General features: G+C 40.6%; 11 protein-coding genes. 10 read left to right on the top strand and 1 reads right to left on the bottom strand.

The genetic code is table 11. The features are described from left to right. The 5 genes from carB to pyrE all read left to right on the top strand — a co-directional run. Positions 1 to 2756, top strand: a 2756-nt coding sequence (carB, locus tag V7659_RS08510) for a carbamoyl-phosphate synthase large subunit (protein WP_335539392.1), incomplete at its 5' end; no start/stop codon positions are given. After that, on the top strand, positions 2753 to 3526 hold the full coding sequence (locus V7659_RS08505; RefSeq protein WP_335539391.1) for a dihydroorotate dehydrogenase electron transfer subunit: 774 nt from the start codon (positions 2753 to 2755) through the stop codon (positions 3524 to 3526). The genes carB and V7659_RS08505, both read left to right, overlap by 4 nt. Then, positions 3523 to 4464 (top strand): dihydroorotate dehydrogenase, encoded by a 942-nt coding sequence (locus tag V7659_RS08500; RefSeq protein WP_335539390.1) that lies wholly within the window; start codon positions 3523 to 3525, stop codon positions 4462 to 4464. The genes V7659_RS08505 and V7659_RS08500 overlap by 4 nt, the downstream gene beginning before the upstream one ends. Continuing rightward, positions 4436 to 5152: an orotidine-5'-phosphate decarboxylase gene (gene pyrF / locus V7659_RS08495; protein ID WP_335539389.1), complete on the top strand. Its 717-nt coding sequence runs from the start codon at positions 4436 to 4438 to the stop codon at positions 5150 to 5152. Before V7659_RS08500 ends, pyrF begins: the two co-directional genes overlap by 29 nt. After that, positions 5149 to 5796: an orotate phosphoribosyltransferase gene (gene pyrE / locus V7659_RS08490; protein WP_335539388.1), complete on the top strand. Its 648-nt coding sequence runs from the start codon at positions 5149 to 5151 to the stop codon at positions 5794 to 5796. The genes pyrF and pyrE overlap by 4 nt, the downstream gene beginning before the upstream one ends. A 47-nt stretch (positions 5797 to 5843) precedes the next feature. Here the strand turns inward: pyrE and V7659_RS08485 are convergent, their stop codons facing one another. Then, positions 5844 to 7553, bottom strand: a complete 1710-nt coding sequence (locus V7659_RS08485; RefSeq protein ID WP_335539387.1) for an Rqc2 family fibronectin-binding protein — start codon at positions 7551 to 7553, stop codon at positions 5844 to 5846. Between the two features lie 183 nt (positions 7554 to 7736). Here V7659_RS08485 and V7659_RS08480 point away from each other — a divergent pair, with 183 nt between their 5' ends. From V7659_RS08480 to rpoZ, 5 genes are all read left to right on the top strand, one after another. Then, entirely contained in the window at positions 7737 to 10415 is a 2679-nt protein-coding gene (locus V7659_RS08480) for a calcium-translocating P-type ATPase, SERCA-type (protein ID WP_335539385.1), read from the top strand. 106 nt (positions 10416 to 10521) lie between these two features. Beyond that, the gene (locus tag V7659_RS08475) at positions 10522 to 11397 is read left to right on the top strand and encodes a YicC/YloC family endoribonuclease (protein ID WP_335539450.1); all 876 of its coding nucleotides are present in this window, start codon (positions 10522 to 10524) and stop codon (positions 11395 to 11397) included. 60 nt (positions 11398 to 11457) lie between these two features. Next, positions 11458 to 11721 carry an extracellular matrix/biofilm regulator RemA gene (gene remA, locus V7659_RS08470; RefSeq protein WP_026566410.1) on the top strand — a complete coding sequence of 88 codons (264 nt, stop codon included), beginning with the start codon at positions 11458 to 11460 and terminating at the stop codon, positions 11719 to 11721. An 11-nt stretch (positions 11722 to 11732) separates the two neighbouring features. Next, entirely contained in the window at positions 11733 to 12347 is a 615-nt protein-coding gene (gene gmk / locus V7659_RS08465) for a guanylate kinase (RefSeq protein ID WP_335539384.1), read from the top strand. Position 12348: 1 nt separating this feature from the next. Beyond that, positions 12349 to 12567, top strand: coding sequence for a DNA-directed RNA polymerase subunit omega (gene rpoZ, locus V7659_RS08460; protein ID WP_335539382.1), 219 nt, complete (start codon positions 12349 to 12351; stop codon positions 12565 to 12567). Positions 12568 to 12717: the final 150 nt, after the last annotated feature.

Raw genomic sequence — 12717 nt, 5'->3', positions numbered from 1 at the left:
AATTAGCTGAAGCTAAAGCATTTGTTGAAAAAATAGGCTTCCCTGTCATTGTTCGTCCAGCATTTACTTTAGGAGGAACAGGCGGAGGAATCTGTCATAATGACGAGGAACTCGAGGAAATTGTTACAAGCGGACTAAAGCACAGCCCAGTGAATCAATGTCTACTAGAAAAAAGTATCGCTGGCTTTAAGGAAATTGAATATGAAGTAATGCGTGATAAAAATGACAATGCCATTGTTGTTTGTAATATGGAAAACATCGACCCGGTTGGCGTTCATACTGGTGATTCCATCGTGGTTGCGCCAAGTCAGACATTAAGCGATCGAGAATACCAGCTGCTTCGCAATGTTTCATTAAAAATTATACGTGCCTTAGGAATTGAAGGCGGCTGTAATGTTCAGCTGGCATTAGATCCATACAGCTTCAACTACTATATTATTGAAGTAAATCCACGAGTTAGCCGTTCTTCGGCATTAGCTTCCAAAGCAACCGGTTATCCAATTGCTAAGCTTGCAGCTAAAATCGCTGTCGGCTTAACACTTGATGAAATGTTAAATCCGGTAACAGGAAAAACCTATGCAAGCTTTGAACCGGCACTGGATTATATCGTAACCAAAATCCCTAGATGGCCGTTTGACAAGTTCGAATCAGGTAACCGTTCCCTAGGGACACAAATGAAAGCAACGGGAGAGATTATGGCGATTGGCCGTACATTTGAAGAATCTCTATTGAAAGCAATCCGATCCCTTGAGGCAGGGGTTTACCATTTCGAATTAAACGACGCTTTACTAATCGATGATGAATTACTCGAAAAACGGATACGCAAAGCAGGGGACGAACGCCTCTTTTACATCGCAGAAGGGTTAAAACGTGGATTAACCATCGAGACGATTCATGAATGGAGTAAAATTGACTTATTCTTCCTAAAAAAGATGGAAGGAATAATCGAATGGGAAAAAGAAATTGCTGCAAATCCTTTTGAAACGGAAACCTTAATCGAAGCAAAACAAAAAGGCTTTACAGATAAAAAAATCGCCCAGCTTTGGAATACATCTGAACAAGAAATTTATAATACTAGAAAAAATCTCGGAATAATCCCGGTATATAAAATGGTTGATACTTGTGCAGCTGAATTTGAATCAGCAACACCATACTACTATGGCACATATGAAGACGAAAATGAGTCGATTGTAACAGCGAAAAATAGTGTCATTGTTCTAGGATCCGGTCCAATCCGCATCGGCCAGGGGATTGAATTTGATTATGCGACCGTACATTCTGTTAAAGCCATTAAAGAAGCAGGCTATGAAGCAATTATCATTAACAACAATCCTGAAACAGTATCTACCGACTTCAGTATTTCCGACAAGCTATACTTTGAACCTCTGACGATCGAAGATGTGATGAGTATTATTGACTTAGAGAAACCAATGGGGGTAGTAGTTCAGTTTGGCGGACAAACCGCGATCAACTTGGCAGCGAAACTTGAAGAAAACGGTGTGAAAATTCTTGGAACAAGCCTAGAAGACTTAGACCGTGCTGAAAATCGTGATAAATTTGAACAAGCGCTTGTGCAATTAAACATCCCACAGCCATTAGGAAAAACAGCCATGTCAGTGGAGCAGGCACTTGTGATTGCTAGCGATATCGGCTATCCGGTCCTTGTCCGCCCTTCCTATGTACTTGGTGGAAGAGCAATGGAAATTGTCTATCATGAAGAAGAACTTCTTTACTATATGAAAAACGCAGTTAAAGTGAATCCAGAGCATCCAGTATTGATTGACCGATATTTAACAGGAAAAGAAATTGAAGTTGATGCCATCTGTGACGGCACCAATGTCTTAATCCCAGGTATCATGGAACATATCGAACGAGCTGGAGTCCACTCCGGTGACTCGATTGCAGTTTACCCTTCGCAAACTCTAAGTGAAAAAGTGAAACAAACACTTGTGGAATATACCGAGAAATTAGCGAAAGGGTTAAATATTATTGGATTACTAAACATTCAATATGTGCTTGCGGGAGAACAAGTATACGTACTTGAGGTAAATCCAAGATCGAGCCGTACCGTTCCCTTCTTAAGTAAAATTACGAATATCCCTATGGCAAAAATCGCAACAAAAGCGATTCTTGGGGTATCGATTCTCGACCAAGGCTACATCCCAGGTCTTGTTACTGAAAAAGAAGGAGTATATGTCAAGGTTCCGGTCTTCTCCTTTGCCAAATTGAAGAGTGTCGATATTACTCTAGGGCCTGAAATGAAGTCGACTGGAGAAGTTATGGGTAAAGATGTAACCCTTGAAAAAGCCCTATACAAAGGCTTAATTGCTTCAGGTATGAAAATTCAACAGTTCGGTACGGTATTGTTTACGGTGGCAGATAAGGATAAACAGGAAGCCTTAAAACTTGCGAAACGTTTCTCTGCAAACGGCTATCGCTTAATGGCAACAAGCGGAACAGCGGCTGTATTGGAAGAAGCGGGCTTAAGAGTGAAGGTTGTTGGCAAAATTGGTACAGAAGGTAAAACATTATTAGATGTCATTCATCATGGTGAGGCACAGTTCATTATTAATACCTTAACAAAAGGCAAACAGCCTGAACGTGACGGGTTTAGAATCCGCCGTGAAGCGGTTGAAAATGGGGTCCCTTGCTTAACTTCACTTGACACGGCTGATGCGATCTTAAAAGTAATTGAATCGATGAATTTTTCAGCAGAACCGATGGCCGCGATGAAAAAGGAGGCCGTGTTTGCATGATCCAAAAAGAGTTATGCAAAGTACTCAGCCAAAAAGAAATAGCTTCAGATATCTATGAGCTGACGATTGAAGGAGAGTTAGTTACTCAAATAACGGAGCCTGGTCAATTTGTTCATATTAAAGTATCAAATGGCTTGGATCCACTGTTAAGAAGACCAATTAGTATTTCCTCGTATGATTATGAACAGAAAAGTTTAACAATGATTTATCGTAAAGATGGAAGAGGAACTTCCATGCTGGCAGAAGTAAGACCAGGGATGTTTGTTGACATCCTTGGTCCACTAGGTAATGGTTTTCCTGTTGAGGAAGTCAGCACAGGAGATACTGCCTTACTCGTCGGCGGTGGAATTGGCGTTCCTCCATTATATGAATTATCAAAACAGTTAGTTGCAAAAGGGGTTAAAGTCATCCATGTGCTTGGCTTCCAAACTGCATCAGCTGTCTTTTACGAAGAAGAGTTTATGAAAAATGGGGAAACCTATGTAGCGACTGTTGATGGTTCTTATGGTAGAAAGGGCTTTGTGACGGATGTAATGAAAGAATTGCAGTTTGATTGTATCTATACATGCGGACCAACTCCGATGTTAAGAGCAATTGAGCAAAATTATCAGGATAAAAAAGTATTCTTATCACTAGAAGAGCGGATGGGTTGCGGCATCGGTGCCTGCTTTGCTTGTGTATGTAAAAAGAAGGATGACCCGACAGGAGTTTCTTATAAAAAGGTTTGCAGTGATGGTCCTGTATTCCGAGCAGGGGAGGTATTGATATGAGTCGTTTAAACATTGAATTACCAGGCTTACACTTAAAAAACCCAATCATGCCTGCATCCGGCTGCTTTGGGTTCGGCAGAGAATACAGTCAGTTCTATGATCTGAGTGTACTCGGCGCGATTATGATTAAAGCTACAACGGTAGAACCAAGGTTCGGAAACGCAACGCCTCGTGTCGCCGAAACTTCTGCAGGAATGTTAAATGCCATTGGCCTCCAAAATCCAGGTCTAGAAAAAGTCCTTGGTGAAGAGCTTCCATTTTTATCTCAGTACGATGTACCAATTATTGCAAATGTGGCTGGCTCGCTTGAAGAGGATTACGTGGAGGTAGCCAGTCAAATTTCTAAGGCTCCAAATGTTCATGCGCTTGAACTGAATATCTCCTGCCCTAATGTAAAAACAGGCGGGATTGCTTTTGGAACCATTCCTGAAACCGCGAAACAATTAACTCGTAAGGTTAAAGAGGTATCAGAGGTACCTGTATATGTAAAGCTGTCGCCCAATGTAACAAACATTGTCGAAATGGCAAAGGCTGTTGAAGCTGGTGGTGCGGATGGGTTGACCATGATTAATACCCTTATTGGGATGAGACTTGATTTAAAAACAGGGAAACCTATACTAGCCAATCGGACTGGCGGATTATCTGGTCCAGCAATTAAGCCAGTGGCGATCCGGATGATTCACGAAGTCAGCCAGGCTGTTGGGATTCCAATTATCGGTATGGGCGGCGTTGAGACGGCTAGTGATGTCATTGAGTATTTTTATGCGGGCGCAAGTGCAGTCGCAGTCGGAACCGCTAATTTCGTAGACCCATTTGTATGTCCAACGATTATTCAGGAACTGCCTGAACTACTTGAAAAATTAGGATTTGAACACATCAGTGAATGTACAGGAAGGAGCTGGAAGGAACATGGACAACTCGCTTATCATCGCGCTTGATTTTCCCGGCATGAACGAAGTCAATCAATTTTTAAAGCCGTTTGAGGGCAAAGAGCTTTTTGTAAAGGTAGGGATGGAATTGTTCTACCAGGAAGGCCCCTCGATTATTCATCAGCTAAAAGAACAAGGCCACCGTATTTTCCTGGATTTAAAGCTTCATGACATTCCAAACACAGTGAAAAGTGCAATGAAGGGTCTTGCACGTTTAGAGTGTGATTTGGTAAATGTTCATGCTGCCGGTGGAATTGATATGATGCAAGCGGCACTAGAAGGTCTTGAAGCAGGTACCCCTGCAGGACGGAAACGGCCTAACTGTATCGCAGTAACGCAATTAACAAGTACGTCTGAGGAACAAATGCAAAAAGAACAACTTATTCCGGTCTCCTTAAAGGAATCGGTGCTTCATTATGCCTCTATAACGAAACAAGCAGGCTTAGATGGTGTTGTATGCTCCGCATGGGAAGCCGCTTTAATAAAGGAAACGGCCGGACAATCATTTTTGACAGTATGCCCGGGGATTCGGATGGCGTCAGATCAGGTAGGAGATCAAAAGCGTGTCACAACCCCTGAATTAGCACGGACAATGGGGGTAAGTGCGATTGTGGTAGGCCGCTCAATTACCCGTTCACAAGACCCTGTAACAAGTTATCAACAATGGATGGAAGCATGGAAGGGAGTAACACAATGAAAAAATTAATTGCAGAAAAATTACTAGAAATCAACGCGGTTGCCTTGAAGCCCGAGGAGCCATTTACATGGGCATCAGGACTTCGTTCCCCAATCTATTGTGATAATCGCTTAACACTATCCTACCCTGAGGTAAGAAAAGCAATTGCTTCAGGACTGAAGCAGCTAATTGAGGAAAATTTTCCGGGGACGGAGGTCATTGCAGGAACTGCAACGGCGGGAATCCCTCATGCCGCATGGGTCAGCGACCTAATGGAGCTTCCTATGTGCTACGTTCGTTCGAAAGCAAAAGGACACGGTAAAGGGAATCAGATTGAAGGAAAAGCAGAGGCAGGTCAAAAGGTAGTTGTTGTAGAAGATTTAATCTCAACTGGAGGCAGTGTGATCACCGCTGTTCAAGCATTAAAGGAAGCTGGCTGTGACGTGCTTGGAGTAGTATCCATTTTTACATATGGCCTTGAAAAGGGAAAAGAACTGCTTCAGGAAAATGAAATTACTAGTAAATCACTGACTGATTTTGAAACATTAATAGAAGTAGCGATTTCTAAGGGTATCGTTACTGAAGATGATCAGAAAAGTCTCCTTTTATGGAGTAAAAACCCTGCTGAATGGAGCAGTAAGTTTTTGGAAACACAGATTCGCTGATAGACAGAAAAAGAGGACATCCAAAACCTTGCGGATGCCCTCTTTTTCTATTTCTTCAATTTAAGAACCAATTCCTCATCTGGCGTGACATATACTGTCTGTTGATTATCATAAATCACAAACCCTGGCTTTGCCCCACTTGGTTTTTTTACAAATCGAACCTTTGTAAAATCAACAGGGACAGAGCTGGAATTGCGTGCCTTACTAAAATAAGAGGCTAAAACGGCAGCTTCTCGAATCGTTTCAATAGAAGGTTCTTTACTGCGAATCACCACGTGTGAGCCAGGGATATCCTTAGTATGAAGCCAAATCTCATCCCTTGCTGCCAATTTATTGGTTAAATAATCATTTTGCTTATTATTTTTACCAACGATAATATCTGTACCATCGCTAGAAAGAAAATGATCTAATATTGGCTTGGCATTCTGTGCTTTCTTCAATTTCTTCTTTTGCCGTTCCCGAATATAGCCGCCCTCAACTAGTTCCTCACGAATCTCTTGAATATCTTTAGGGGAGGCAGCTTGTACCTGCTGTAATAAATTATCAAAGTAAGAAACTTCAACTTGGGCTTTCTCGATTTGCTCAATAACAATTTCAACTGCATTTTTTGCCTTCTGGTATTTTGAAAAATACTTTTGGGCATTTTCAGATGGTGTCTTCCGCGGGTCTAATGGAATGATAATCGTCCCACCTAATTCATCATAATAATCGAGCACTTCAATTTCACGCATCCCTTTATTGGCTGCATATAAATTGGCCGTTAAAAGTTCACCATAGCGTTGAAATTGTTCTGCACGCTCAGCTTCTTTTAATGTAACTTTCAGTTTGTCAATTTTCTTTTCATTCTTTTCTTTTTCATTATGAATAAATCGTTCAATATCATTTCCTTGCTGCTTTACTCGATCTCTTTCGGCTTTGCCAAAATAAAAACGGTCAAGCATTTCACTTAGGGTGGGATATGTTTTTATTTCTCCTTTTAGATGCTCAAGTGGAAATAAGTAAAATGCGTCCTTCCCGCCTGCCGAGATAATGGAGGGGAAAATATCACCTGATTCAACTTTTTTAACCATACTTATAAACGTTCCCGGGACAGTAGCACGATTGGCAAGGCCACTTTGGAATATTACTTCTTTAGCGAATAGGGGTGAAATCCCTGCAAATTGTTCAACTAATTGGCGGTCAATCTTCCCAGCATTGTAATCAATTTTTCTTAATAAATCTTCTTGATCACAAAGGAATGGATTTTGCTTATGCTGTTCTGGTGGAAAAACATATGGCTGTCCTGGCATAATTGCCCTGTGGCTGTTGACCGCAAAGGAGACATGCTTGATGCTGTCAAGAATGATATTCCGGGATTTATCAACGAGCACAATATTGCTGTGTCTACCCATAATTTCAATAATTAATTGTTTGTAGCTAATATCCCCAATCTCATTCCGGCCCTTAATTTCTAGAACAATCATTCGATCGGTTTCTTTTTGATATAAATCCTCTAATATATAACCCTCAATATGTTTCCTGAGCAGCATACAAAACATTGGCGGCTCACTTGGATTATCATACGCCTCTTCCGTGAATTGAACTCGTGCATAGCTTGGGTGCGCCGATAATAGCAGTTTTTGATTAACCCCATTGGCGCGAATGGTGAGAATCACTTCATTTTTATAGGGCTGATGAACTTTATTAATCCTTCCGCCCTTTAACGAACGGACAAGTTCATCGACCATTGCTTTTGTAAATAAACCATCAAATGACATGGAAAACATCCTTTACTACATTCATATGAATTAATTATAGCTTACTAAAAAAAGACTGTCTTATTTTAACTTATTATCTAATTTAACTTTCACTATATCATAGCATTTTTTGGGACGACCCTGAATAAGCTTTCTTTAGAGTATGTATTTATAGGTATTTAAAGGGGGAAGTGAGATGGTCGGATGAAATTCCATGAAATGAAGATAGATCAAGTAGAAAAGGCCCTAGAAACCGACTTTTCTTCTGGATTATCGCAGGAAGAAGTAAAAAAACGGGTGAAGCTGCACGGTCTAAATGAATTGGACGAAGGAGAAAAGCAATCAGCTTTACTCTTATTTTTTAGTCAATTTAAGGATTTTATGGTCTTAGTTTTGCTTGCTGCTACACTGATATCTGGGTTGCTTGGCGAATACATTGATGCCATTGCGATTATCGCCATCGTCATTATTAATGGCTTTCTAGGCTTCTTTCAAGAAAGAAGAGCAGAGAAATCACTCCAGGCATTAAAGGAATTATCTGCTCCACAAGTTTCAGTGCTTCGGGATGGACAGTGGATCAAGATCCCATCGAAAGAAATTGTTATTGGGGATGTTTTGAAGTTTACTAGCGGGGACCGAATTGGTGCAGATGTGAGGGTAATTGAATCAAAAAGTTTAGAGATTGAAGAATCGGCCCTTACAGGTGAGTCTGTTCCTGTTTCTAAACATATCGAATCATTAGCTAATCCAAACCCAGGAATAGGTGATATGGAGAATATTGCCTTTATGGGTACAATGATTACGAGGGGAAGCGGTGTTGGAGTCGTCATTGCAACAGGAATGAAAACAGCTATGGGGCAAATTGCTGATTTACTCCAAAATGCAGAGACACAGGATACACCCTTACAGCGGCGCTTAGAACAATTGGGAAAAATTTTAATAACTGTTGCATTGTTGTTAACTGTTCTGGTTGTAGTGGTTGGTGTTTTAAGGGGCCACGATATCTATGAGATGTTTTTAGCAGGTGTTTCACTTGCTGTTGCCGCCATTCCAGAGGGGCTCCCAGCAATTGTCACAGTAGCATTATCCCTTGGTGTCCAAAAAATGATTAAGAAAAATGCGATTGTTAGGAAGCTTCCAGCGGTTGAAACACTTGGCTGTGCATCGGTCATATGTTCAGATAAAACGGGAACGATGACACAAAACAAAATGACCGTTACCCACTTATGGAGCGGGGGGCAAACCTGGACTGTCGATGGGGTCGGTTATCAACCCCAAGGAAATTTTTATAGAAATGAACGAAATATTAATCCTAAAGATGAAAAAGCACTGCAGCAGATGCTGATTTTTGGGATGTTATGCAATCATTCAGATTTAGTTGTCAGGGATGATGATTATTTTCTTGATGGAGATCCAACTGAAGGAGCACTATTAGTAAGTGCTATGAAAGCAGGCTTTGATCGTCCAAAATTATTAGATGAATTTACAATTATTAAAGAATTCCCATTTGATTCCGCACGTAAGATGATGAGTGTGCATGTTAAAGACAAGCAGGGACGGAATTTCATTGTCACCAAAGGGGCACCAGATGTCCTATTAGGAATTAGTGAATCTGTCCTTTGGGACGAGAGAACCCAATTTTTAAATAAAGAAACACAGGTTAAAGTACAAGAGGCAATAAACGGTCTTGCGTCACAGGCTCTTCGTACGATTGCGATTGCCTTTAAACCAATTCAGGCTAATACCGTCATATTAAGTGAGCATGAGGCAGAGAAGAATCTAACCCTAATTGGTATCCAAGGAATGATAGACCCGCCAAGACCTGAAGTGAAAAAGGCGGTCAAGGAATGTAAGGAAGCAGGCATTAAAACAGTTATGATTACCGGTGACCATGTGATCACAGCGAAAGCAATTGCCTCCCAACTTGGAATCATAACCAATAAGAGTAAGGTCATTGATGGAAATGCCCTATCGCAAATGTCTGTAGAAGAATTGGAAGATGTCGTTGATGATGTTTCCGTTTTCGCCAGGGTATCACCAGAGCATAAACTGAAAATTGTCAAAGCATTACAAAATCGCGGCCATATTGTTGCGATGACGGGTGATGGAGTAAATGATGCTCCTGCCATTAAAGCAGCTGATATTGGAGTGGCGATGGGAATTACCGGTACAGATGTTGCAAAAGAGGCATCTGCACTAGTTCTGTTGGATGATAACTTCGCAACAATTAAAGCAGCAATTGTTGAAGGTAGAAATATATACGAAAACATCCGGAAATTTGTCCGCTACTTACTAGCTTCCAATGTTGGTGAAATTTTGGTGATGTTGTTTGCGATGGTTTTAGCGCTGCCGCTCCCGCTGATACCTATCCAAATTCTTTGGGTTAATTTGGTAACAGATGGTTTGCCGGCGATGGCACTTGGACTCGATAGGCCAGAAGAAAATGTGATGAAACGTAAGCCACGCAGCCCAGATGAAGGTGTTTTTTCGCGCGGGTTAGGCTGGAAAGTTGTATCGCGGGGCTTCCTAATAGGGGTTGTAACATTGTTGGCCTTCATGGTTGTCTATCATAACGATCCGACACAGTTGCAATATGCACAAACTGTTGCCTTTGCAACACTTGTTATGGCACAGCTCATTCATGTATTTGATTGCCGCAGTGAAAAATCAGTTCTGTCGAGAAATCCTTTTGGAAATCAGTATCTTGTTTGGGCGGTGATATCTTCACTTGTATTGATGCTGGTTGTTATCTATTACCAGCCATTACAGCCTGTTTTCCATACGCTCCCGATTGCAGCTAAAGATTGGTTGCTGATTGTTGGGTTATCATCGATTCCAACTTTTTTACTAGCTGGTTCATTTTTGTTAAGAAAAACAAAATAAAGTGTGTTATAATCCAAAAGGTAATAGATTCCACTCTATTACCTTTTGTCTTTTTTGAAAAATTTAGGGAGCAGATCAATTTTTCAGGAGATTGGATGTGCACAAAATGGTAACTAGTATGACGGGATTCGGAAGAGCTAAGGCAGAGTCAGATTTTTTCTCTGTTAATGTGGAAATAAAAACAGTGAACCACCGTTTTTGTGAAATGAATATCCGCATGCCCAGGCAGCTATTAAAAATAGAAGATCGTTTGAAAAAGAAACTAAGTCAGTATATCCGTCGTGGCAGAGTTGAAGTTTATGTCAGCTTAGAGGGTGAAGGCAGTGTAACCCGAAAGGTCCATGTTGACTGGAAACTCCTTGATGAATATTCTCAAATCATCAAGCAGGTACGTGAGAAGTATAATGTTGAAGGAATAGTCACACTTCAGGATTTACTTAGTCGAAGTGAACTCTTACATATTGAAGAAAGTGAAATCGGCAACGATGAGCTTGAAAAGCTAGTTCTAGAAGCAACAGAGGAAGCTGCCAATTTATTAAAACAAATGCGATTGGCAGAAGGAGATGAATTAAAAAAGGATTTGCTCGCTATCTTGTCACAATTAGAAATTAATGTGATGGAACTTCAAAAATTCGCTCCACTCGTTGTTCAATCATATAAAGAGCGCTTAACAAAAAGGATGGAAGAATTCGTTAATGGCCAATTGGATGAAACGAGGATATTAACGGAAGTTGCCGTTTTTGCTGATAAAGCAGATATCAGTGAAGAAATTACCCGTTTAAAAAGCCATATTCAACAGTTCTTACATACCCTGCAAAGTATGGAACCAATTGGAAGAAAGTTGGACTTTATCGTTCAAGAAATGAACAGAGAAGCAAATACGATTGGATCAAAAGCAAATGACTCCAACATTGCTAAACAGGTGGTTGATATTAAAAGTTTGCTCGAGAAGCTGAAGGAACAGGTTCAAAATATCGAGTGAACCTTGTTTAGAAATGGTTTGAGACGGTCAAAATATATTATTAATGATTGGATGAATACCATGTCGATTAAATTAATTAATATTGGATTTGGCAATATCGTTTCTGCCAATCGAATTATTTCAATTGTCAGCCCTGAATCTGCTCCAATAAAAAGAATTATTCAGGATGCCCGCGACCGGGGGGCATTAATTGACGCCACTTACGGTAGACGGACACGAGCAGTAATTGTTATGGATAGTGACCATGTTATTCTATCAGCCGTTCAACCAGAAACGGTTGCACACCGTTTAGCTGATCGTGATGAAATAATTGATGAAGGGTAGGATTTTTGAAAATGCAGGAAAAAGGATTGTTAATTGTACTTTCTGGGCCATCTGGGGTTGGAAAAGGAACGGTACGGAAAGAAATTTTTTCACATCCGGATACGGCTTTTGAGTATTCCATTTCGATGACAACCCGCTCACCTCGAGAAGGGGAGATTGATGGAGTAGATTACTTTTTTAAGTCAAGGGCAGAGTTTGAACATTTAATCCAGCAGGGAAAGCTGTTAGAGTATGCCGAATTTGTCGGCAATTATTATGGTACCCCTGTGGACTATGTTCGTGAAACATTAGATGCCGGAAAAGACGTCTTTTTAGAAATTGAAGTAAAAGGTGCCCGTCAGGTACGTGAAAAGTTTCCTGAAGGTTTATTTATATTCCTTATGCCGCCAAGTTTATCCGAATTAAAGAACCGAATTGTCACAAGGGGAACAGAAACAGATGACATTATCCAAAATCGGATGTTGTCGGCCCGAGAAGAAATTGAAATGATGGAATTATATGATTATGTCGTTGAAAATGACCAGGTGGAGCGTGCTTGCGAACGAGTGAAAGCTATTGTCACTGCAGAACATTGCCGCAGAGAACGTGTAGAACATCGCTATAAAAAATTGCTGGAGGTTGAATAGAATGTTATATCCTTCTATTGATTCGTTGCTTGAAAAAATTGATTCTAAATACTCACTTGTGTCCGTAGCTGCAAAACGTGCGCGGGTAATGTCCCAGGTAAAGGATGAAAGATTACCAAAATATGTTTCACATAAGCATGTAGGTAAAGCACTTGAGGAAATTTATAGTGGTGAATTAACGTACCGGATTTCTAAAAAGGCAGATGCACCTGCTGAATAATATATAATTATATGATTAGAAATCATTAGAGAAGGCGTGACAAAAGGGAGAAACCTTACGTGTCAGCCTTTTTTATTTGGCTGTGTTAATGGTTAATGTTATTTTGCACTCTGTTAACCTTCGTTTCAGGCACGAAGACTCCTGCGGGAG

The sequence above is a fragment of the Neobacillus drentensis genome (assembly GCF_036966985.1).
Taxonomy (GTDB): domain Bacteria; phylum Bacillota; class Bacilli; order Bacillales; family Cytobacillaceae; genus Neobacillus; species Neobacillus drentensis_E.
Note: the sequence above shows the minus strand (reverse complement) of the source record. Positions and strands in the feature narration are given on the sequence as shown.